At 67.2% G+C, this 22,538-nt stretch carries 20 protein-coding genes; 8 read left to right on the forward strand and 12 right to left on the reverse strand.

Going from position 1 to position 22,538, the window contains the following annotated elements:
• The first annotated feature begins 161 nt into the window (after window positions 1-161).
• The 4 genes from glnA to ntrC all read left to right on the forward strand — a co-directional run bounded on the left by glnA (window position 162) and on the right by ntrC (window position 4,797).
• A complete protein-coding gene (gene glnA / locus ACXJKM_RS00460) occupies window positions 162-1,577 on the forward strand; it encodes a type I glutamate--ammonia ligase (RefSeq protein WP_056198387.1) in 1,416 nt (471 codons plus the stop codon).
• Window positions 1,578-1,676: 99 nt separating this feature from the next.
• Complete coding sequence (locus tag ACXJKM_RS00465) at window positions 1,677-2,168, forward strand: hypothetical protein (protein WP_056199659.1); 492 nt, start codon at window positions 1,677-1,679, stop codon at window positions 2,166-2,168.
• Window positions 2,169-2,192: 24 nt separating this feature from the next.
• The gene (gene glnL, locus ACXJKM_RS00470; protein WP_056198384.1) at window positions 2,193-3,290 is read left to right on the forward strand and encodes a nitrogen regulation protein NR(II); all 1,098 of its coding nucleotides are present in this window, start codon (window positions 2,193-2,195) and stop codon (window positions 3,288-3,290) included.
• 34 nt (window positions 3,291-3,324) lie between these two features.
• Entirely contained in the window at window positions 3,325-4,797 is a 1,473-nt protein-coding gene (ntrC, locus tag ACXJKM_RS00475; RefSeq protein ID WP_056198380.1) for a nitrogen regulation protein NR(I), read from the forward strand.
• A 32-nt stretch (window positions 4,798-4,829) separates the two neighbouring features.
• On the opposite strand, the gene ACXJKM_RS00480 is transcribed toward ntrC, so the two are convergent.
• The 6 genes from ACXJKM_RS00480 to ACXJKM_RS00505 all read right to left on the reverse strand — a co-directional run bounded on the left by ACXJKM_RS00480 (window position 4,830) and on the right by ACXJKM_RS00505 (window position 12,890).
• On the reverse strand, window positions 4,830-5,942 hold the full coding sequence (locus ACXJKM_RS00480; protein ID WP_056198377.1) for an EAL domain-containing protein: 1,113 nt from the start codon (window positions 5,940-5,942) through the stop codon (window positions 4,830-4,832).
• A gap of 124 nt (window positions 5,943-6,066) precedes the next feature.
• Window positions 6,067-7,788: a protein kinase domain-containing protein gene (locus tag ACXJKM_RS00485; protein WP_457349557.1), complete on the reverse strand. Its 1,722-nt coding sequence runs from the start codon at window positions 7,786-7,788 to the stop codon at window positions 6,067-6,069.
• 139 nt (window positions 7,789-7,927) lie between these two features.
• Window positions 7,928-8,740 carry a formate/nitrite transporter family protein gene (locus tag ACXJKM_RS00490; protein WP_056198371.1) on the reverse strand — a complete coding sequence of 271 codons (813 nt, stop codon included), beginning with the start codon at window positions 8,738-8,740 and terminating at the stop codon, window positions 7,928-7,930.
• A gap of 30 nt (window positions 8,741-8,770) precedes the next feature.
• Window positions 8,771-9,094 carry a nitrite reductase small subunit NirD gene (gene nirD / locus ACXJKM_RS00495; RefSeq protein ID WP_457349560.1) on the reverse strand — a complete coding sequence of 108 codons (324 nt, stop codon included), beginning with the start codon at window positions 9,092-9,094 and terminating at the stop codon, window positions 8,771-8,773.
• 13 nt (window positions 9,095-9,107) lie between these two features.
• On the reverse strand, window positions 9,108-11,636 hold the full coding sequence (nirB, locus tag ACXJKM_RS00500; protein ID WP_457349562.1) for a nitrite reductase large subunit NirB: 2,529 nt from the start codon (window positions 11,634-11,636) through the stop codon (window positions 9,108-9,110).
• A 297-nt stretch (window positions 11,637-11,933) separates the two neighbouring features.
• Window positions 11,934-12,890 (reverse strand): MBL fold metallo-hydrolase, encoded by a 957-nt coding sequence (locus tag ACXJKM_RS00505; protein WP_457349564.1) that lies wholly within the window; start codon window positions 12,888-12,890, stop codon window positions 11,934-11,936.
• A 49-nt stretch (window positions 12,891-12,939) separates the two neighbouring features.
• On the opposite strand from ACXJKM_RS00505, the gene def reads away from it, so the two are divergent.
• Both def and ACXJKM_RS00515 read left to right on the forward strand, forming a co-directional pair.
• A complete protein-coding gene (gene def / locus ACXJKM_RS00510) occupies window positions 12,940-13,479 on the forward strand; it encodes a peptide deformylase (protein WP_457349566.1) in 540 nt (179 codons plus the stop codon).
• 77 nt (window positions 13,480-13,556) lie between these two features.
• Window positions 13,557-15,560, forward strand: coding sequence for a DUF6600 domain-containing protein (locus tag ACXJKM_RS00515; protein ID WP_457349568.1), 2,004 nt, complete (start codon window positions 13,557-13,559; stop codon window positions 15,558-15,560).
• Between the two features lie 9 nt (window positions 15,561-15,569).
• On the opposite strand, the gene ACXJKM_RS00520 is transcribed toward ACXJKM_RS00515, so the two are convergent.
• Window positions 15,570-16,223, reverse strand: coding sequence for an arylesterase (locus ACXJKM_RS00520; RefSeq protein ID WP_457349570.1), 654 nt, complete (start codon window positions 16,221-16,223; stop codon window positions 15,570-15,572).
• Between ACXJKM_RS00520 and ACXJKM_RS00525 the strand changes: the two genes are divergently transcribed.
• The gene (locus ACXJKM_RS00525) at window positions 16,222-16,893 is read left to right on the forward strand and encodes an ABC transporter ATP-binding protein (protein ID WP_457349572.1); all 672 of its coding nucleotides are present in this window, start codon (window positions 16,222-16,224) and stop codon (window positions 16,891-16,893) included. The genes ACXJKM_RS00520 and ACXJKM_RS00525 overlap by 2 nt on opposite strands.
• Here ACXJKM_RS00525 and ACXJKM_RS00530 read toward each other — a convergent pair.
• The 5 genes from ACXJKM_RS00530 to msrB all read right to left on the reverse strand — a co-directional run bounded on the left by ACXJKM_RS00530 (window position 16,890) and on the right by msrB (window position 20,382).
• A complete protein-coding gene (locus tag ACXJKM_RS00530; RefSeq protein WP_457349574.1) occupies window positions 16,890-18,119 on the reverse strand; it encodes a cystathionine gamma-synthase family protein in 1,230 nt (409 codons plus the stop codon). The genes ACXJKM_RS00525 and ACXJKM_RS00530 overlap by 4 nt on opposite strands.
• 69 nt (window positions 18,120-18,188) lie before the next feature.
• Window positions 18,189-18,992, reverse strand: coding sequence for a peptidylprolyl isomerase (locus ACXJKM_RS00535; RefSeq protein ID WP_457349576.1), 804 nt, complete (start codon window positions 18,990-18,992; stop codon window positions 18,189-18,191).
• A 78-nt stretch (window positions 18,993-19,070) separates the two neighbouring features.
• Entirely contained in the window at window positions 19,071-19,331 is a 261-nt protein-coding gene (locus ACXJKM_RS00540) for a BolA family protein (protein ID WP_056198339.1), read from the reverse strand.
• Window positions 19,328-19,960 carry a septation protein A gene (locus ACXJKM_RS00545; RefSeq protein WP_457349578.1) on the reverse strand — a complete coding sequence of 211 codons (633 nt, stop codon included), beginning with the start codon at window positions 19,958-19,960 and terminating at the stop codon, window positions 19,328-19,330. The genes ACXJKM_RS00540 and ACXJKM_RS00545 overlap by 4 nt, the downstream gene beginning before the upstream one ends.
• Window positions 19,957-20,382 (reverse strand): peptide-methionine (R)-S-oxide reductase MsrB, encoded by a 426-nt coding sequence (gene msrB, locus ACXJKM_RS00550; RefSeq protein ID WP_056198333.1) that lies wholly within the window; start codon window positions 20,380-20,382, stop codon window positions 19,957-19,959. The genes ACXJKM_RS00545 and msrB overlap by 4 nt, the downstream gene beginning before the upstream one ends.
• A 500-nt stretch (window positions 20,383-20,882) precedes the next feature.
• Between msrB and ACXJKM_RS00555 the strand changes: the two genes are divergently transcribed.
• Entirely contained in the window at window positions 20,883-22,529 is a 1,647-nt protein-coding gene (locus tag ACXJKM_RS00555) for a 3-(methylthio)propionyl-CoA ligase (protein ID WP_457349580.1), read from the forward strand.
• Window positions 22,530-22,538 lie beyond the last annotated feature (9 nt).

Raw genomic sequence — 22,538 nt, forward strand, 5'->3', positions numbered from 1 at the left:
GCGCTGTCACGGGCCCCGCCACATAATCCCCGGCGATGCCGGGCAGCAACCCATGTCGGTGCATCTGGCATGCAACCTGCTTTAAATCCCCCCGTGGCCGCTGGCGCGTGTGCGTCGGTGGCGGCATTCCACCCCTGTCCAGATCCCGCTAGGAGCTATTGATGGCCAAGACCGTCGCCGATGTGATGAACATCGTCAAGGAAAACGAAGTCAAGTTCGTTGACTTCCGCTTCACCGATACCCGTGGCAAGGAGCAGCACGTCTCCGTGCCGGTCTCCCATTTCGACGAAGACAAGTTCATTTCGGGCCACGCCTTCGACGGCTCCTCGATCGCCGGCTGGAAGGGCATCGAAGCCTCGGACATGCTGCTCATGCCCGATCCGAACACTGCCAACATCGACCCCTTCTTCGAAGAGCCGACGCTGATCCTGTCCTGCGACGTCGTCGACCCGGCCGACGGCAAGGCCTATGAGCGCGACCCGCGTTCGCTGGCCAAGCGCGCCGAGGCTTATCTCAAGGCCTCCGGCCTGGGCGACACGGCTTATTTCGGCCCGGAACCCGAGTTCTTCATCTTCGACAGCGTGCGCTGGGGCAATGAAATGTCCGGCTCGTTCTTCAAGATCGAGTCCGAGGAAGGCGCCTGGAACTCCTCCAAGGAATACGAGCACGGCAACTCCGGCTACCGTCCCACCGTCAAGGGCGGCTACTTCCCCGTGCCCCCGGTCGACAGCGGCCAGGACATGCGCTCGGAGATGTGCCTGATCCTCGAGCAGATGGGCATTCCGGTCGAGGTGCATCACCACGAAGTGGCGAACGCGGGCCAGATGGAAATCGGCACCAAGTTCAGCTCGCTGGTGCAGCGCGCCGACTGGCTGCAGCTGCAGAAGTACATCATCCAGAACGTCGCCCATGCCTATGGCAAGACCGCGACCTTCATGCCCAAGCCCCTGGTGGGCGACAACGGCAGCGGCATGCACGTTCACCAGTCCGTCTGGAAGGACGGCAAGAACCTGTTCGCCGGTGACGGTTACGCCGGCCTGAGCGAATTCGCGCTGTACTACATCGGCGGCATCATCAAGCACGCCCGCGCGCTGAACGCCATCACCAACCCCGGTACGAACTCGTACAAGCGTCTGGTGCCCGGCTTCGAAGCCCCGGTGAAGCTGGCCTACTCGGCCAAGAACCGCTCGGCCTCGATCCGCATTCCCTACGTCGCCAACCCCAAGGGCCGCCGCATCGAAGCGCGCTTCCCGGATCCTTCCGCCAACCCCTACCTGGCCTTCAGCGCGCTGCTGATGGCCGGCCTGGACGGCGTGGAGAACAAGATCCATCCGGGCGAAGCCGCCACCAAGGACCTGTACCACCTGCCGCCCGAGGAAGACGCGAAGATCCCGACCGTCTGCCACAGCCTCGACCAGGCGCTGGACTACCTGGACAAGGGCCGCTCCTTCCTGACCAAGGGTGGCGTGTTCACCGACAGCTACATCGATGCCTACATCGAGCTGAAGATGCAGGAAGTGACGCGCTTCCGCATGGCCACGCACCCGGTCGAGTTCGACATGTACTACGCGCTGTGATGGCCATGGGCAGCACACGCGCTGCCTGTGTCATCCCCGTGGAAGGGGGCCGCTGGTGCGGCCCCTTTTTTGTTGCCGACGCTGAGCCACAATCCCGCCATGCTGAATCGATTGCTGGCTCCGTTGTTCGTCCTGGCCAGCCTGGGCGCGCAAGCCCAGGGCACGGTCTATCGCTGCCCCGGGCCGCCGGTGCTCTACACCGATGCCTTGAGCGCGAAGGAAGCCAACGAGAAGGGCTGCCGCACGATCGAAGGCACGCCGATCACCGTCTTGCAGGCACCCAGGCCGCGCGCCAGCGCTTCGGCGGCACCGGTGGCCGAGGGGCCGCGCGGTGCTGAAAGCCGCATCGACGCCGGCCAGCAGCGCGTGCGCGACGACGAGCGCCGCCGCGTGCTGCAGACCGAGCTGCGCCAGGCGGAAGAACGCCTCGCGGCCGCGCAGCGCGAGTTCAACAACGGCCAGGGTGAGCGCCGCGGCGACGAGCGCAACTACCAGAAGTACCTCGACCGCATGGCCGAGCTCAAGGACAGCATCGCCCGCCACGAGTCCGACATCCAGGCGCTCAAGCGCGAAATCGCCAAACTTCCCTGAGGCGCAGAGCGCCTCCGGCGCTCCATGACCGATACCTTTTTGCTGCCGGCCGAATTTGCCGGCCTGGACTTGCTGGCGACCATGGTCGTTGTCACCAGCGCGGAGGGCGAATGCCTGTTCGCCAATGCCGCCTTCGAGAACGTCATGCGGCTGTCGCGCCGCAGCGTGCAGAAGGCCCAGTTGCCCGACTGGTTCGATGACGCCCAGCGCCTCACCGAGACCTTGGCCGGCGTTGCTGCCAACCACTACTCCAGCAGCCGCTTCGACGCCTTGCTGCGCCGCGGCTCCTGGGCCCACGAGGATGGGCTGCCCGTGCATGTCATCGTGTCGCAGATGGATGCGGGCGACGACGACGTGCCGCGCGTGCTGGTGGAGCTCATCGAGATTGCCCAGCAGGCGCGCCAGGACCGTGACGAGCGCAGCCTCGACCAGGTCCAGGCCACCAAGGAGCTGACCCGCAACCTCGCCCACGAGATCAAGAACCCGCTGGGGGGCATCCGCGGTGCAGCGCAACTGCTGGCGCTGGAGCTGCAAGACGGCAATCCCGAGCTGACTGAATACACCCAGGTCATCGTGCATGAGGTGGACCGCCTGCAAAGCCTGGTCGACCGCCTGCTGGCCCCGCATCGCCGCGCCCAGGTCGTCGGTGATGCCAACATCCACGAGATCTGCGAGCGGGTGCGCGCGCTGGTGCTCATCGAGCATCCCAAGGGCCTGGTCATTCACCGCGACTACGACACCTCGCTGCCTGACTTCCGCGGCGATCGCGAGCAGTTGATCCAGATGGTGTTGAACATCGTGCAGAACGCCGCGCAGGTGCTGGGTTCGCGCATCGCGGCCGGCGACGCCCAGATCGTTTTGCGCACGCGGGTGGCCCGGCAGGTGACCATCGGCAAGCAGCGCTGGCGCTTGGCATTGGAATTGCATATTGAGGACAACGGTCCCGGCGTCCCCGCCGAGATCCGGGATCGCATCTTCTTTCCCCTGGTCTCAGGGCGGGAGGGCGGCTCGGGACTCGGACTCACGCTTGCGCAGACGATCGCCCAGCAACATCAGGGCATGATCGATTGCGAAAGCGAGCCGGGCCTGACGAATTTCCGAATCACGCTGCCCTTGCCTTGACGCCACAAGCCGACAGGATGGGCTGAGGAACCGCATGAAATCCATCTGGGTTGTTGACGACGACCACTCGATCCGCTTCGTGCTCGAGAAGGCCCTGGCCCGCGAGGGGCTGCCGGTGCGCAGCTTCAGCAATGCGCGCGACATGCTCGCCGCGCTCGACGACGACAGTCCGCAAGTGCTGGTGTCTGACATCCGCATGCCCGGCGGCTCGGGCCTGGAACTGCTGGCCAAGGTCAAGGCGCGACTGCCGGCGCTGCCCGTCATCATCATGACGGCCTACTCCGACCTCGATAGCGCTGTGTCGGCCTTCCAGGGTGGCGCTTTCGAGTACCTGCCCAAGCCTTTCGACCTGCCGCGTGCCGTCGAGCTGATCCGCCGCGCCCAGGAAGAGAGCCAGCGCGAGGCCGGCGAGCAGGAGGCCGCCGCGCAGGTGCCCGAGATGCTGGGCCAGGCGCCGGCCATGCAGGACGTCTTCCGCGCCATCGGCCGCCTGTCGCAGAGCAACGTCACCGTGATGATCACGGGCGAGAGCGGCTCGGGCAAGGAACTGGTGGCGCGCGCCCTGCACAAGCACAGCCCGCGCGGCGAAGGCCCCTTCGTTGCCATCAACACCGCGGCCATCCCGAAGGACCTGCTGGAAAGCGAGCTCTTCGGCCACGAGCGCGGCGCCTTCACCGGTGCCCAGGCCTCGCGGCGCGGCCGCTTCGAGCAGGCCGACGGCGGCACGCTCTTCCTCGACGAAATCGGCGACATGCCCTTCGAGCTGCAGACGCGCCTGTTGCGTGTGCTGTCTGATGGCCAGTTCTACCGCGTCGGTGGGCATAGCCCGATGCGCAGCAATGTGCGCGTCATCGCCGCCACACACCAGAACCTGGAAGACCGTGTGCGCCAGGGCGTGTTCCGCGAGGACCTGTTCCACCGCCTCAACGTCATCCGCCTGCGCCTGCCGCCGCTGCGCGAGCGCCGCGAGGACGTGCCCTCGCTGGCCCGTCATTTCCTGCAGCGCAGTGCGACCGAGCTGGGTGTCGAGGCCAAGCGCCTGTCTGACGCCGCCCTCGTCGTGCTGACCAATTTCGACTTCCCCGGCAATGTGCGCCAGCTGGAGAACATCTGTCACTGGCTCAGCGTCATGGCGCCCAGCCAGACCGTCGAGCCCAAGGACCTGCCGGACGAGGTGCAGCCCGGCTATGTCCCGGCGCCTTCCACGACGGCCATGACAAGCGTGCCGGCTGCGCAGTCCAGTGCCGCTGCGCCCCTGCCGGCCGCCGCGCCGGCCAGCACCAGCAGCGGCGAAGGTTGGCTGGCCGACATGGCTGCCGATGCGCGTGCAAGGCTGCTGGCGGGTGAACCTGACGTGTGGGATGCGCTGACGAAGAAGTTCGAGGCACAGCTCATCCTGACGGCGCTGGACATCACGCGCGGCCGCCGCATCGAGGCCGCCCAGAAGCTCGGCATCGGCCGCAATACCATCACACGCAAGATCCAGGAGCTGGGCCTGGACGTTTGAGAAACGCCGCTCCCCGGTCTGCCGGGGAGCCGCTACAGCGTGTCCACCATGATCGGCCTGCCGGTCAGATAGCCCTGGATCAGGCGGAAGCCCATCTCACGGCAGACCTGGGCCTCGGCCTCCTGTTCGACGCCTTCGGCCAAGGGCACCGAGCCCAGCTCCAGCACCATGCGCACCAGGTCGCGCACCATGCGTTGCTTGCGCTCGCTGGCCTCATGCAGGTTGCGCACGATGCCCATGTCGAACTTGACGAAGTGCGCCGGCACCTCGGCCAGCTCGTTCAGCCTTGCCTGGCCGGCGCCGAAGTCGTCGTAGGCGAATTCCACGCCGATGCCGTTCAGGCGCTCGGCCAGCTCGCGCATGCGGTCGACTTCGACCACAGCGCTTTCGTGCACCTCCACCACCAGCTGTGGCCGCGTGGGCAGGGCCAGCAGCCCCTGCAGGGCCTGGAAGAACTCTTCCGAGAAGGTCTCGCTCGGATGGGCGTTGACGAAGACGCGCATCCCCTGCGCCTTGGGTGCCAGCGCCGCTACGCCATGGGAGCGGAACGCTTCGCTCAACTCGGCCTCGCGCCGCAGCGTGGCGGCCATCCGGAACAGGTGCATCGGCGAGCCGGGCAGCTCAGGGTGCGTGCAGCGGCCCAGTAGCTCGTAGGCGAACAGCCCGCCCGTGCGCGCGTCGACGATGGGTTGCGCCGCTGCCGTCAGGCCTCGGCCGGCCAGGAACTCCAGGAACTGCGCCTCCAGGCGCACGAAGTTCTGGCTGAGGGGGTTCATGCCCGGTGAGACCACCATCGTGCGCATGGGCAGCGGGCCCGCCACGGTGGCCGCAGCAAGCGTCTCGTCGTGGGTCAGGCGGAACTCGGCGGTGCAGAAATGGATGATGTCGTTCGGTGCCAGCTGCCGCGGGCCCACCAGGCGCTCGTGGTTCACGAAAGTGCCGTTGGTGCTGCCCAGGTCGACCACCAGCAGGCCGCCCGCCTCGTCGGCCTGCAGTTCGGCATGCCGTCGAGACAGCCCCTGCGCCTCGATGGTCAGGTCATTGCCGGCATCGCGACCCACGCTGAACGGCAACCGGTCGATGCGATGCGTGACGCGCGATCCATCGGCGGCCACGCTCTCCAGAAACCACGGCGTACTGCCCATTCAAGCCCCTCCACGCTCCTACCGCCAACCTGCGGCGTACACACTTTCGGCGCGTGCTGCGGAATGAGCACATTCTGAAACACATTCACTGGGCAGGAGCACCGGTCCTTCCCTCGGTTGGGGGTCAGCTGCCGCTCAACCTTAATCCCAGCAACACCAGCGTCGCCAGGCCGAAAACCAGCGTCAGCACGCGCCAGAACAGCAGCGGATGGCGCTGCTGCAGCGGCGTGCGGTCCCGGCTCATGAATTCGGGGCCGGGCGCATAAAGGTCATGCGCCAGCTCTGACAGTGCCTGCTGACGCCGTGAGGGTTGGGGATGCAAGGCCTTGCGCAGCACGCGGTCCAGCCAGTCGGGCAGGTCGGGGCGCCGGGTGCGCAGCGGCACGTATTGCAGCTTGTGCAGGTCACGGGGGCCACGCACCTGGGGCACCTGCAGGCCGTAGGGCAGGGCGCCGGTCAGCATCTGGTAGGCCAGCACGGCCAGCGAGAACAGCTCGGACACCTGCGTGCCGCCGTCGCCGGTGAAGTATTCCGGCGCGGTGTACTGCAGGCTGCCGGCGATGTCGGTGGCGCGCGCATCGCCCAGGCCCTCGTTCAGGCCCGCCACATGGGCCGAGGCGAGGTCGATGAGGATGACAGTGCCCTGGCGGTCGATCATCAGGTTCTCGGGCCGCAGGTCCTGGTGCAGCATTTCCTTGCGATGCAGGGCCTGCAGGCCACGGGCGATCTGGTCGACGAGCTGGCGCACCTCGTCGAGCCCAGGCTTCGGGTGATCGGTCATCCACTGGGCCAGGGTCTGGCCGGTGATGAACTCCATCGCGGTGAAGAGGTGCTCACGCCGCTTCTCGGCCGGCGCGGCCTTGATGACGTGCGGGCTGTCGACGCGCCGCGCCACCCACTCCTCGATCGCGAAGCGGTCCAGGGCCCGGCTGTCGGTGCCCATCTCGGCGGAGGGCAGCTTGAGCGCCCATTCGCGCTCCTGGGCATCGACGGCCAGCACGACCTGGCTCCTTGCGCTCGCATAGAGCTCGCGAATGACGCGGTAGCCCTCGAACTCCATGCGCGGGGCCAACCGTGGCGGCAGGCGCAGGCGCTCCCGCTGCACGGGCGGCGCGAGCTGATCGGGCAGGGATTCAACGCGCGCCAGCATGACGGTGGCGTTGTCCTGGCTGCCCCGCGCCAGCGCCGCGGCCACGAGGGCCTGGGCGGCGGCCTGCAGGTCGGCGCCGTGGCGGCTGACGGTGCTGACGACGAGCGCCGGGTCCAGGTGCTCGTAGGCGCCGTCGGTGGCCAGCAGATAGGTCTCGCCGACCTCGGTGGGCCAGCAGGCGTGGTCGATCTCGAGATGCGGGCTGATGCCCAGTGCCCGGCCCAGATAGGTCTGGCCGCCGTCCAGGCGCACGCGGTGGTCGTGGCTCAGCTGCTCCAGCGCGGTGGGATGGATGCGGTAGGCGCGCGTGTCGCCCACATGCAGCAGATGCACCTCGCGGCCCTTGAAGACCAGAGCGCTGAAGGTGCAGACGTGGCCGCGGTCCTTGTCGAAGCGGCCTTCGCCGAGCTGCGTCTGGGCGTGCAGCCAGCCGTTGGTGGCGGCCAGCACGCATTGGGCGGCGCGGCGCACTGTCCAGGCCTCGGAGGTGCCGTAGTAGTCCTCCAGGAAGCCGCGCACCGCCGCCGCGCTGGCGATCTGGCTGACGGGGCTGCTGCTGATGCCGTCGGCAATCGCCAGCGCAATGCCGCGCGAGCGGCGCTGCGCGTCGGTCGGCAGGGCTGCGCCGTGGAAGTCCTGGTTCAGCGGCTTGACGCCGGCCTCGGAGTGCTGGCCGACTGCGACCCGTAGAGTCATGCAATGACACCGGAGCGTTTCGGGCCGAGCGCCGGGCCGCTCCCAAGCCGGCCCGCTTTGGCGATGTGCTTGCGGCTCGATGCCGCAAGCATCGCCGTCCCCTCGGGGGACCGGCCAAGGTACTCCTTGGACGAGGGGCTCACACGATCACGCGTTTGGGAGCTGTCTTGTAATGCGTCGAGTACAGCGACAAGCCGACGAAGGTCAGGCCGCCGACCAGGTTGCCGACCACGGTGGGAATTTCGTTCCAGATCAGGTAATCCATGATCGTGAACTTGCCGCCCAGCATCAGGCCCGACGGGAACAGGAACATGTTGACGATGCTGTGCTCGAAGCCCATGTAGAAGAAGACCATGATGGGCATCCACATGCCGATGGCCTTGCCTGAAACCGAGGTCGACATCATCGCCGCGACCACGCCGGTGGACACCATCCAGTTGCACAGCACGCCACGGATGAAGAGGGTCAGCATGCCGGCAGCACCATGGGCTGCGTAGCCCACCGTGCGGCCTTCGCCGATGGTGCCGATCTTCTGTCCGACCGCGTTGGGCGCCTCGCTGAAGCCGAAGGTGAAGATGATGGCCATGAAGACGGCCACCGTCAGCGCCCCAGCGAAGTTGCCGAAGAAGACCAGCGTCCAGTTGCGCATGACACCGCCCCAGGTCGCGCCGGGCCGCTTGTCCAGCACGGCCAGCGGCACCAGCGTGAACACGCCGGTCAGCAGGTCGAAGCCCATCAGGTAGAGCAGGATGAAGCCGACCGGGAACAGCAGCGCGCCAACCAGCGGGTTGCCGGTGTTGACGCTGACCGTCACGGCGAAGGCCGCAGCCAGCGCCAGGATGGCGCCCGCCATGTAGGAGCGGATCAGCGTGTCGCGGGTGGACATCAGAAGCTTGGATTCGCCGGCATCGACCATCTTGGTCACGAACTCGGTGGGTACGACGTAGGCCATGGTTTGTCTCCTCTTTCGCCAATCAAATAGTCAACGCAGCGCGACGAGCACGCGGCCGTCCTGCACCTGCACGGCATGGGCGCGCACCGACTGCTCGGGCGCTTCCAGGCACTCGCCGGTGTTCAGGTCGAAATGGTTCTTGTAGAGCGGCGACGCGACGACGATGCGCTCGCCCAGGTTGCCCACCAGGCCGCGGGCCAGCACGCTGGCGCCGGAGCGCGGGTCGATGTTGTCGATGGCGTGGAAGTTCTCCTGGCCGACGCGGAACACGGCCACGTGGTGGTCACCAACGCGAGCGGCCACGCCGGTGTTGGGCAGGATGTCGTCGACGCTGCAGATGGGGGTGTAGTTCATGTCGATTCCTTGATCAGGCCGTGGCTTCTTCTTCGCGCTCTTCGGCACGCGCCGGGCGGATCTGGCCGCGCTCTTCCACGAAGATGATTCGCTCGTCCGGCTTGTCGCTGTTGACGAAGGAGCGGAAGCGCTGGCGCACCTCGGGCGTCGTGACGGCCGTCTTCCATTCGCACTGGTAGGTGTCCACCACGGCCTGCATCTGCGCCTCCAGCTCGGCGGCGAGGCCCAGGCTGTCATTGATGACGACGTCCTTCAGGTAGTCCAGGCCACCTTCGAGGTTGTCGCGCCAGGTGCTGGTGCGCTGCAGGCGGTCGGCCGTGCGCACATAGAACATCAGGAAGCGGTCGATGTACTTAAGCAGGTCGGCCTTGCTCAGGTCGCTGGCGATCAGCTCGGCGTGGCGCGGCTTCATGCCGCCGTTGCCGCAGACGTAGAGGTTCCAGCCCTTTTCCGTCGCGATGATGCCGACGTCCTTGCCCTGGGCCTCGGCGCATTCCCGCGTGCAGCCGGAGACGCCGAACTTGATCTTGTGCGGCGCGCGCAGGCCCTTGTAGCGGTTCTCGATCTCGACGGCCAGGCCGACCGAGTCGTCGACGCCATAGCGGCACCAGGTGCTGCCCACGCAGCTCTTCACCGTGCGCAGCGACTTGCCGTAGGCATGGCCGCTCTCGAAGCCGGCGGCGATCAGCTCTTCCCAGATGAAGGGCAGCTGCTCGACGCGGGCGCCGAACATGTCGACGCGCGCGCCGCCGGTGATCTTGGTGTACAGGCCGTACTTCTTGGCCACCTGGCCGACGGCGATCAGGCCATCGGGCGTGACCTCGCCGCCCGGCATGCGCGGCACGACGGAGTAGCTGCCGTCCTTCTGGATGTTGCCGAGGTAGTAGTCGTTGCTGTCCTGCAGCGCGGCCAGCTTGGGCTCCAGCACGAACTCGTTCCAGCACGACGCGAAGATGCTGGCTGCCGCGGGCTTGCAGATGTCGCAGCCCAGGCCCTTGCCGTGCTTGGCCATCAGGTCGCTGAAGGTCTTGATGCCGCCCACGCGGATGAGGTGGTAGAGCTCCTGGCGCGAATGCGGGAAGTGCTCGCAGATGTGGTTGTTCACGGCCATGCCGCGCTTGGCCATCTCGAACTTCATCACCTGGGTAACGAGCGGCACGCAGCCGCCGCAAGTCGCGCCGGCCTTGGTGCAGGCCTTGAGTGCGCCGATGGTGGTCGCACCGTCGCCGACGGCCGAGCAGATCTGGCCCTTGCTGACGTTGTTGCACGAGCACAGCTGGGCGCTGTCGGGCAGGGCGTCCGGGCCGATGCCGACCTTGGCCTTGCCGTCGCTGCTGGGCAGGATCAGGAACTCGGGGTCGGCCGGCAGTTTGATGCCATTCAGCGCCATCTGCTGCAGCGTGCCGTACTCGGCGGCATCGCCCACCAGTACGGCACCCAGCAGGAACTGGCCGTCCTCGCTGACGACGATCTTCTTGTAGACCTGCTTGCGCTCGTCCACATATTGGTAGCTGCGGCAGTTCGGCGTCTTGCCATGAGCGTCGCCGATGCTGGCCACGTCCACGCCCATCAGCTTGAGCTTGGTGGACAGGTCGGCGCCGGGGAAGGCCGCCTCGGCATCGCCGGCGATATGGCGGGCTGCCACACGGGCCATCTCATAGCCAGGGGCGACCAGGCCGTAGGTCTGCTCGTTCCAGGCCGCGACCTCGCCGACGGCGTAGACATTGCGGTCGCTGGTGCGGCAGTGGTCGTCGATGACGACGCCGCCGCGCGGGCCGATGGCCAGCACGCACTGGCGGGGCAGTTCGTCACGCGGGCGGATGCCGGCGGAGAACACGATCATGTCGGTCTCCAGCCAGGTGCCGTCGGCGAACACCATGCGGTGGCGGGCCATCGCGCCGTCGGTGATCTCCAGGGTGTTGCGGCCGGTGTGGACCTGCACGCCGAGGTCTTCGATCTTCTTGCGCAGCACGCGGCCGCCACCTTCGTCGATCTGCACGGCCATCAGGCGCGGTGCGAACTCGACGACGTGCGTCTCCAGGCCCATGTCGCGCAGTGCCTTGGCGCATTCCAGGCCCAGCAGGCCGCCGCCGATGACGACGCCGGTCTTGGAGACCGCGCCGCTGGCTTTCATGCCTTCCAGGTCTTCGATGGTGCGGTAGACGTGGCAATGCGGCCGATCACGGCCGGGCACTGACGGCACGAAGGGGTAGGAGCCCGTGGCCAGCACCAGCTTGTCGTAGTGGACGACTTCGCCGTCGGCCAGCGTGATGGTGTGGTCGCGGCGCTCGATGGCCACGGCCTTGGCGGCCAGGCGCAGCTTGAAGCCGGGGTGGTTCTCGAAGAAGCCCTCGGGCACCAGGGACAGGTCCTCGGCCGATTTGCCCGAAAAGAATTCGGACAGGTGCACGCGGTCATAGGCCGGGCGCGGCTCCTCGCACAGCACCGTCACCTGCACGTCGGCGGCAGCGGGCCCCTCTGCGAGGGATTCGAGAAATTTCTGGCCCACCATTCCGTGGCCGATGAGGACGATGTGCTGCATGTGTGTTCAGGGCGAAGCAGGCTGCGCCGACGGGCTTGGAAAGGCCAGATCGGAGCCACCAGTAAGAAGGCCCCGAGAGCAGCGGTCTGCTCGGTCGGGGCCGGAAGATGAGGTTCGCCGCCTTTGGCGATGCTTCTGCGGAAGCAGAGGGCCGCGTCAGCGCAGCACCTCATCTCCTACGTCGCAAGGACCATGCCTGCGCCAGAAACGGGCATCGCCCATGAGCCGGCATGCACCACGCAGGGGTGGCACAGGGGCGGTGCGAGGCGACGCACCGCGGCGGGGCGCATCGCCCCGTCAGCGGGCCGGGCGGTCCAGCATCACCTCGAGGCCTTGCGCGTTCAACTCGGCGTCCAGGCCCAGCCAGTCGGCGGCCTCGGCGTCAGCCGGGTGGCCGTGGCTGCGCAGGCGTGCGAGGTAGCCATCCAGCAGGCCGGCCTTGAGCCGCTCGTGACGGCCCGGTGCCGCGCGGAGGGACTCGGCCAGCGCCACCATCTCGTCCACCTGCTCCAGCATCAATGCGGCCAGGCGACGCACGTCGTCCACCGAGCCGCCGATGCGGCCGTAGTGGGTGACCTGCATCGCAAGCGGCTCGGCCGCCAGCAGCCGCGCGACGGTGGACTTGAGCGCTTCGGGCTCGAACTGCACCGGCGTGCTGGTCGGCAGGATCCAGGCGCGGCCGTCGACGTCGAAGGCGCGGTAGGACAGGCCGAAGGTGTCGCCCGTGAACCAGCTGCGGCTCCTCTCGTCCCAGATCGCGTGGTGATGCCTGGCGTGGCCGGGGCTGTCGATGAGGCGCAGCGGCCGGCCGGCGAGGTGGATGACCTGCTCGTCATGGCTGGCCTCGGCCCGTTCAGCCGGCACGGGCACGAGCCTGCCGTAGCTGCGCTGCATCTCGGCCTCGCCGTAGACGGCGAGCGCTCCCAGCCATAGCGCCTTGGGGTCCACCATGTGGCGCAGGCCACGCGGGTGCACCAAGGCGCGGGCCTGGGGCAGGGCTTCCATCAGCAGGCCGACGCCGCCGGCATGGTCCAGGTGCACGTGGGTCGGGATCACCCAGTCCACTGCCTCCGGTGACAGCCCCAGCGCGTTCAATGCCGCCAGCAGGCGCGGCACGGCATGGTTGGTGCCGGTATCGATGAAGGCGGCGCGGCCGTCCTCGACCATCAGATAGGCGGCATCGAAGCGCGGGCGCTGGAAGCCGGTGTCGATGGCGTAGATGCCGTGGCCGAGGTCTTCGATGAAGTCAAGCATGAACGGGGCTTCCTAGAATCACCGATCACGATAGCCCAAGGAGGCCGCAGTGGCGGTGCACGAGATTTTGAAGATGGGCGACCCGCGCTTGCTGCGCGTGGCCCAACCGGTCACCGCCTTCGGCACGCCGGAGCTGAAAGCGCTGATCGCCGACATGTTCGAAACCATGGCCGCCGCCAATGGCGCGGGTCTGGCGGCGCCGCAGATCGGCGTGGACCTGCGCCTGGTCATCTTTGGCTACACGAAGAATGTGCGCTACCCGGATGCGCCGCCGGTGCCGCCCACCGTATTGATCAATCCGAAGATCGAAGTGCTGGACGGCGGCCGCACCGAGGGTTGGGAAGGCTGCCTGTCGGTGCCAGGGCTGCGCGGCGTCGTCGAGCGCGATGAACGCATCCGCTACACCGGCTTCGATGCCGATGGTGCGGTGATCGACCGCATCGCCGAGGGTTTCCATGCCCGCGTCGTGCAGCATGAGTGCGACCATCTGGACGGCATCCTCTACCCGATGCGGATCAAGGACTTCACTCGCTTCGGCTTCACGTCCGTGCTCTTCCCGGAGCTCGACCCCGCGTCCGACGACGACTGAGAGATGGAAACACTTGTAAGTGCGGTGCACCGCACCCGGAGCTTGTGCGTTGCGCAGGCGCAAAGGAGCATTGGCTCATGACCACGTCCATCGAATCCAAGCTTGTCCTGAAGCGCAACAGCTGGCGCATGCTGGCTCTGGCGCTGTTCATTGCGATCGCGCCTGCCGTCAAGGCACAGGACGCCGACCGTGATCCTCCGACCCGCGCGGCCCGAGTCGTCGACGTTGTCGGCGATGCCTGGCTGTTCGACCACGACACCCGCGAATGGACGCGGCTGTTGCGCAACCAGACCGTCGGCGAGGGCGATCGCGTGCGCACCGACGACCGCGCCCGCATCAGCCTGCGTTCCGGCTCGACGTCAATCTGGGTTGACGAACGCAGCGACCTGGAGCTGAGCCAGCTCGATGAGGGCCAGACACTGCTGCAGATCGACCGCGGCGACGTTGCCGTGCGCCTGCGCAACTCCGAGAACGCCGCCGAAACCCGGCTGCGCACCCGTGAGGGTACGGCGCAGCCCGAGCGCGAGGGCCTCTACCGCGTGGAGCAACTCGACCGCGGCAGCAAGGCCTATGTCTGGCAGGGGCGCCTGCGATTTGAATGGGCTCGCACCGCCTCGCCCGTGACGCTGGGCACCGGCGAGCAGGCCGAATTCTGGTGGCCCGACGGTCCCCGCGCCGAGCGCAGCCCGCTGTTCAGCGACGGCTTTGGCGACTGGGTGCTGGCCGAAAGCCGCGAGGAAGGTGACCGCCCCGTCGCGCGCTACGTGTCACCCGAGATGACCGGCGCCGAGGACCTGGACCGTTATGGCCGCTGGGAGACGGCGCCCGAGTACGGCACGGTCTGGATTCCGACGACCGTTGCCGTCGCGGACTGGGCGCCCTACCGCTATGGCCGTTGGACCTGGTCGCGTCATTGGGGCTGGACCTGGGTGGACGACGCGCCCTGGGGCTTCGCGCCCTTCCACTATGGCCGCTGGGTCAGCTGGGGCGGGCGCTGGTGCTGGACGCCGGGCGCCTATGTGCACCGCCCGGTCTATGCACCGGCCCTGGTGGGCTGGGTCGGCAGTGGCTCCGTCAGCATCGGCATCAGCGTGGGCAGCCGCCCGCCGCCGCCACGCTTTGGCTGGTACCCGCTGGCACCGCGTGAGGTCTATGTGCCGGCCTACCACCACAGCCCGCGCTATGTGAACCGCGTCAACGATCCGCGCGACGTGCGCGACCCCGTCACCGTGCGGCGCCCGCACCGATACCGCGATGCACCGGCGGCCGTCAGCACCTTGCCCGCCCCCGGCGCGGCCATCCAGCCGCTGCCGGTGCGCGGCCCCGACCGTCGCCCCGAGCCGGGCTGGAACCGCCCGCTGCCGACAGCGCCGGGCCGTGGGGACCTGGCTGCTGTGCTGCCGGCGGCACCCACCCGGCCGCCGGAGACCGAACTCCCGCGCCGTAATCCCCGCGCGCCGGAGGCCAATATGGGCTGGCGCAGCGAGGGCAACCAGCGGCCCCAGCGCCGCGATCAACGCGGTCCTGACGTGCAGCCGCAGGTGCCTGTGCCTGCGGTGGCACAGCCGGCCGTTCCGGCCATCGCCGCGCAGCCTCAGGTTCCCCAGCAGCAGCGCCCCGGCGTCGAGCAGCCGCAGCGCAGTGGCGACAACATGCCTTGGCGCGCGCAGCAACAGCAACAGCAACAGCAACAGCAACAGCAACAGCAACAGCAACAGCTGCAACGGGAAGCGCAGCAGCGCGATACGCAGCATCGCGAAGCCCAGCAACGTGAGGTTCAGCAGCGTCGCGAGGAGATCCAGCAGCGCGAGGCGCAGCAGCGCGATACGCAGCATCGCGAAGCCCAACAGCGTGAGACGCAGCAACGCGAGATGCAGCAGCGTCGCGAAGAGCAGCAACGCCGCATCTCCCAGCCCGAGCCGCAGCGCCAGATCGAGGTGCCACGCCCGCAGCCTCAGCCGCAACCGCAGGCGCAACCCCGCGCACAGCCGCGCGAAGAAGGCCCGAAGCGCGGCCGCCAGGACGGCGTGCCGACGCGCGGCGACAAGCAGCCGCGGGACCCCCAGCAGCAGGAGCGCTGAAGCCGCGGCCTAAAGCAGCGGTTTCAACGCTGGCCAGACGTTGTCCAGCATCAGCGGATGCGCCTTGGCCAGCGGGTGGATGCGGTCGCCCTGGAACCAATCCATCGCGTCTGCCCGGTCCGCCACGCCCTTGAGCAGGAAGGGCACGAAGGCCGCGCGGGCCTGCCTGGCGACCTGCTCGAACAGGTCGGCAAACTCCTTGCCATAGGCCGTGCCGTAGTTGGGCGGCACCTGCATGCCGGCAATCAGCACCTTGGCGCCGCTCTCCTGGGCGGCGCGCGCCATGGCCAGCAGGTTGTCGCGCGTGCTCCCCAGCGGCAGGCCGCGCAGCGCGTCGTTGCCGCCCAGCTCGAGGATGACGATGGCCGGCTTGTGCGTGCGCAGTGCGGCTGGCAGCCGGCTGCGGCCACCTGCCGTGGTGTCGCCGCTGATGCTGGCGTTGACGACGCGGTAGGGCTTCTTCTGTTCGGCCAGGCGCTTTTGCAGCAGGGCCACCCAGCCGTCGCCGGCCTTGAGGCCGTATTCGGCGGACAGGCTGTCGCCGACGACCAGGATGACCGGTGCCTCGGCGGCCGCGGCCGCACCTGAGATCCCTGAAGAAGAGCCGGCGATCACCCCCAGGCTAAAGTGCGCCAACACCCATCGCCGCCGCAGTCCCGACATGCCCGAAGCCCTTGTTCAAGTTGACCAGATCACCAAGCGCGTGCGTGACGCGACCGGCGAGCTGACGATTCTGCATGACATCAGCTTCGAGCTGACTGCAAGGGAATCGGTGGCCATCGTCGGCGCTTCCGGCTCCGGCAAGAGCACGCTGCTGGCCATCCTCGCCGGCCTGGACACGCCCAGCGATGGCTCTGTCACGCTGCGCGGCCAGGATCTCTTCACGCTGGACGAGGACCAGCGCGCCGCCGTGCGCGCCCGCGAGCTGGGCTTTGTCTTCCAGAGCTTTCAGCTGCTGCCCAACCTGACGGCGCTGGAGAACGTCATGCTGCCGCTGGAGCTGCGCGGCGACCGCGACGCGCGCGAGCAGGCCGCCGCCATGCTCACGCGCGTGGGCCTGGGCGAGCGCCTGGGTCACTACCCGCGCGTGCTGTCGGGCGGCGAGCAGCAGCGCGTGGCGTTGGCTCGTGCCTTCGTGTTGCGCCCGGCGCTGCTGCTGGCCGATGAGCCCACCGGCAGCCTGGACTTCGCGACCGGCGCCTCGGTGATGGAGCTGATGTTCGAACTCAACCGCGAGGCCGGCACGACGCTGGTGCTCGTCACCCATGACCGCGAAATCGCTGCGCGCTGCGAGCGCCAGCTGAAGATCGAGGCCGGCCGACTGGCTGCTTAGGCTGCCAGCGCCTGGTCGAAATCGGCGATCAAGTCTTCGGCCGCTTCCAAGCCCACCGACAGCCGAACCAGACCTTCTGCGATGCCCATGGCGGCTCGCGCCGCCTGGCCCATCTCCCAGAAGATGGTCGGCGCCACCGGGATGATCAGCGTGCGCGTGTCGGCCAGGCCGGTGGCCTTGAGCGGCAGGCGCAGCCGGTTCAGCACCTCGACCATGCGCTCGGGGTCGCGCAGCTCGAAGCTCAGCATCCACGAACCGCTGCCGAACCAGTCGCGCGCGCGGTCGTGCTCGGGATGGGTCTCGAGCATGGGGTAGTGCACCTGGGCTATGGCCGGGTGGGCGGCCAGGTGACGGGCCAGCGCGAGGGCCGTGTCGCTGCTGCGGTGCAGGCGCAGCGTCAACGTCTCGGTGCCGACGAGGATGCGGTGGGCGGCCTCGCTGGACAGCGTGCCGCCCATGTCGCGCAAGCCCTTCTTGCGGATCTGCTGCAGGCCCCAGCCGCGCGCGTCGCCCTGGCGGTAGGCCGGGAAGATGTTCGGGTAGGTCGACCAGTCGAAGCAGCCGGTGTCGGTCACCGCACCGCCCAGAGCCTCGCCATGGCCGGCCAGCGTCTTGGTCAGGGAGTTCATCACCAGGCCGGCACCGAAGCGGCGCGGCTGGCACAGGGCCGGCGAGGTGACGGTGTTGTCGACGACGTAGAGCAGGCCGCGCTCACGGCACAGCGTGCCAATGCCTTCGAGGTCGGGAATGCGGGTGCTGGGGTTGGCGATGGTCTCGACGAAGACCAGCCGAGTCTCGGGCCGCAGCGCAGCCTGCACCGCAGCGGCCTCGCCGGCATCGACGCGGCTGACCGCGATGCCCAGACCCTCCAGCGTCTGGAAGAGGCTGTTGGTGTTGCCGAAGACGCGGTTGCTGGTGACGAGGTGGTCGCCCGCCTTCAGCAGCGTCAGGAAGAGGGCGCTCAGGGCCGCCATGCCGGTGGCGAAGCTGACGGTGCCGATGCCGCCTTCCATCTCCGTGACAACCGCTTCGAGCGCGGCCGTTGTCGGTGTGCCCTGGCGGGCGTAGTTGAAGCTGCCTTTGCTCTTGCCCTGGAAGACGGCGATCAGGTCCTCCACCTTCTCGTAGGCGTACTGCACGGAAGGATGGATGGGCGTATGGACGCCACCGAACTGGCGGTCGGGGCCGCTGGCGTGGACGAGACGGGTGCTGAGGGCGTCGGACATGGTTTATAGGGTCCAGATGGCAGAAGACCCGCCGTAGCGGGTCTTGCAACAAGCGATCGGCGGGCCGGCTTACTTGCTGAAGGTGTAGTCGGTCTTGGCCTTCTTGATCAGGCTGTCCTGGAACTCGGCCATCTTCTGCTGCTCGATGCGCTGTTTGATCTGGGCCTTGACGTCGTCGAAGGCCGGGAAGGTCGCGGGGCGCGTGTCTTCGAGCTTGATGATGTGATAGCCGAACTGGCTCTTGACCGGTTCCTGCGTCATCTCGCCCTTTTGCAGCGCCGTCATGGCCTTGCTGAATTCGGGCACGAAGTTGTTCGGATTGGCGAAGTCCAGGTCGCCGCCCTTTTCCGCAGAGCCGGTGTCCTTGGAGTTCTTCTTGGCCAGTTCCTCGAAATTGGCGCCGCCCTTGATCTGGGCGATCAGGGCCTTGGCGTCCTCTTCCTTCTCGACCAGGATGTGGCGGGCGCGGTATTCGTTGCCGGTGTTGGCGGCCTTGAACTTGTCGTACTCGCCCTGGGCTTCGGCATCGGTGACGGGGTTCTTGGTCTTGAAGTCATCCATCAGGCCGCGGATCAGCAGCATCTGGCGGGCCAGGTCCATCTGGGCCTTGTAGTCGGCGGTCTGCGGAACGCCGCGCTTCTCGGCTTCCTGCATGAAGATCTCGCGGCGCACGACCTCGTCCTTGACCTGGGCTTCCAGCTCGGGCGAACGCTGCTGCTGGCCGCTCTTGGTGACTTGCTGGATCAGCGTCTCGACGCGCGCCTTGGGCACGGGCTTGCCGTTGACGGTGGCGACGTTCTGCGCGACTGCAGCAGCCGGCAGCAGGGCCGAAATGGTGGCCGCGACGACGGCGGCGAGCGCAAACTTCTTCATGGGTGGGGGAATTTGATTCAGGCTAAAAAAATCGCGCCCGGTGCCGGGCGCGCGGTTCTTCAATCACGCACGATCTGATCAGTGTTCACCCGGGGCCCGGGCGTCGATCGCCAGCGCGTGGATGCCGCGCTGCATCAGGTCGGACAAACAATGATAAACGAGGCGGTGCCGGGCCAATCTTTGCAGTCCGGTAAAGCGATCCGACACGACAGCCACGTGAAAGTGGCCGCCCTCGCGGGCACCGGCGTGGCCGGCGTGCTGGGCGCTGTCGTCGCGGATGCTGAGTTCCAGTGGCGCCAGCTCCGCGCGCAGGCGGGCCTCTATCTCTGCGCTGATCATGGCTTGCTGTCCTCTTCCGGCGGCAGGTGCTTGCTGAGATACAGGCCTTGGGCGAGTGTGAACAGCACGATGAGGCCCGTCACGCCAAAGACCTTGAAGTTGGCCCAGGCCGACGTCGAGAAGTGGTAAGCCACATAGAGGTTGAGCACGCCCATCGCGGCGAAGAACAGCACCCAGGCGCGGTTCAGCTTGAGCCAGATCAGGTCGGGCAGGGCGAGTTCGCTGCCGAGCATGGACTGGATCAGGTTCTTGCCGAACGCTGCCTGCGAGATCCACAGCGTCAGCGCCATGGCCCAGTACAGGCCGGTGGGCTTCCACTTGATGAAGGTCTCGTTGTGGAACCAGATCGTGGCACCGCCCAGAGTCACGACCAGCACGAGGCTGATCCACAGCATCAGATCGATCTTCTTGCCGCGCAGCTTCAGGATGGCCGCCTGCGCCAGCGTGGCGATCATGACCACCAGCGTGGCCAGCAGAACCGGCGCTTCCTGGGCGCCGACAACGCCGCCGGAGACCAGGAAGCCGAAATGTTCGGTCGAGAACGCTGCCGCTGCATCGGCGTGCCCTTCAGCGCCTTTGAAGACGATGAAGAAAAGGATCAGCGGAAGAAAGTCGAGCAGCAGTTTCATGCGCCGGGATTGTCTTTCACGAAATCGATGGAGGCGGAGTTGATGCAGTAACGCTCACCCGTCGGCTCGGGACCGTCCGGGAAGACGTGTCCCAGATGCGAGCCACATTTGTTGCAGCGGACCTCGACCCGCACCATGCCGTGGCTGCTGTCGACGATGCGTTCGATGACTTCGCTGTTGACCGGGGCCCAGTAGCTCGGCCAGCCGCAGCCGGCGTCGAACTTGGTGTCGGACTCGAACAGCGGCGTGCCGCAGCCGATGCAGTTGTAGTGGCCGTCCTTGAAGTGGTCCCAGTACTTGCCGCTGAAGGCGCGCTCCGTCCCCGCATGGCGGGCGACCTGGTACTGCGTGGCGTCGAGTTGCTCGCGCCATTCGGCGTCGGTCTTCTGGACGGGGTAGGTCTTGCTGGAATCGTGGCTCATGATGAAAAGGACACTTCGGGGCTTGGGGCCCGGTCAGGCGGCAGGGCCGCGTCGCCGGGAAGAGCGGGTTCGTCGAACGGGCGACTCAGAACTTTCATCAGCCGGCCAGTTTAGTGAGAGGGCCGAAGGCCTCGCTCACCCGGGTGTTTCCCCGGGGTGCGAGGGTCGCGGTTGTGACGTTCAGGTGTTGGACCCGGGGGCTAGACTGGCCGGAACCTGTTCGCAGTCTCCCCATGGCGCCCGTTGCCCCGCAAAGGCAGTGGCTGCAAGACGCAAACCGCAGTCGGGCTGGTTGCCCGGCGAGGATTTGCAACGCCGCAGACGCTGCCTTTGCGGGGCAACCCGGAGGGCAAGGCAGCACAGGGCCGCACTCGGCGTTGCGCACCTGGGTCGGGCAAGAGCCCGACCGGCGGCGCGCGCCTTGATTGCGACCCTGTGCTGCCTTGCGGGCGCCATGGGGAGACTGCAAACAGGTTCTACAAGACCGCCAGGAGACAACCATGGCATTGATGGGCCGGATGATGTCGGATCCGCTGCTGATCTCGTCGCTGCTGAAGCACGCCGAGCGGCATTCGGGCGAGACCGAGATCGTCAGCAAGCGGGTCGAGGGCGACCTGCACCGCAGCAATTGGCGCGAGCTGGCGCGGCGTTCGCGCCAGGCCGCGCAGGCTTTTGCACGCCTGGGTTGCGAGCCCGGCGACCGCGTTGCGACGCTGGCCTGGAATGGCCACCGCCACATGGAGATCTACTACGGCAGTTCGGGCTCCGCGCTGGTCTGCCACACGATCAACCCGCGCCTCTTCCCCGAGCAGATCGTCTGGATTGCCAACGACGCGCAGGACCGCATCCTCTGTTTTGACGCCACCTTCCTGCCGCTGGTCGAGAAGATTGCGCCGCTGCTGAAGAGCGTTCAGCACTTCGTGCTGATGACCTCGCGTGCCCACATGCCGGCGGCGTCAACGATCCCGAATCTACTGTGCTTTGACGACCTGCTGGCCGCCGAGACCGGCGACTACGCCTGGCCGCAGTTTGACGAGAACACCGCCTCCAGCATCTGTTACACGTCCGGCACCACCGGCAACCCCAAGGGCGCCATCTACAGCCACCGCTCGACGGTGCTGCATGCCTACGCCGCGGCGCTGCCGGACGCGATGGACTGCTCCAGCCGCGACGTCATCCTGCCCGTCGTGCCGATGTTCCATGTCAACGCTTGGGGCCTGCCGTACAGCGCGGCCATCGTCGGCTGCAAGTTCGTGCTGCCCGGCCCGCATCTGGACGGCAAGAGCCTGTATGAGCTGTTCGAGGGCGAGAAGGTGTCTTTCAGCGCCGGCGTGCCCACCGTCTGGCTGGGCCTGCTGAACTACGTCAAGGCCAACAACCTGAAGTTCTCGACCTTCAAGCGCACCGTCATCGGTGGCTCGGCCTGCCCGCCGGCGATGATGAAGTCGTTGCAGCAGGACTACGGCGTCGAGGTCATCCATGCCTGGGGCATGACCGAGATGTCGCCGCTGGGCACGTTGTCCAAGTTGACGACACGCCAGCTCGACCTGCCACCCGAACAGCAGCAGCGCCTGCTGGAGAAGCAGGGCCGCGTCATCTACGGCGTGGACATGGCCGTCATCGACGACGAAGGCCGCTCCCTGCCCTGGGACGGCCAGAGCTCGGGCAATCTGGTCGTGCGTGGTCACTGGGTCATCGCCCAGTACTACAACCACGACGAGTCGCCCCTGGTGAGTGTGGATGGCGAGCCAGGCTGGTTTCCGACCGGTGACGTGGCCACCATCGACGCCGACGGCTTCATGCAGATCACCGACCGCAGCAAGGACGTCATCAAGTCCGGCGGCGAATGGATCAGCTCCATCGATCTCGAGAACATCGCGATGGCCCACCCGGCCGTGCACGAGGCCGCCGTTATCGCTGCCAGGCACCCCAAATGGGACGAGAGACCGCTGCTGGTCGTCGTGAAGAAGCCCGACGCGACATTGACGCGCGAAGAGTTGTTGGCCTTTTACGAGGGCCGCATCGCCAAGTGGCAGATCCCGGACGACGTTGTCTTCGTTTCCGAAATTCCGCATACGGCCACTGGCAAGGTGCAGAAGCTCAAGCTGCGCGACCAGTTCCTGAGCCACAAGCTCCCGACGGCATGAGCGCGATGA

The sequence above is a fragment of the Roseateles sp. P5_D6 genome, assembly GCF_054049415.1.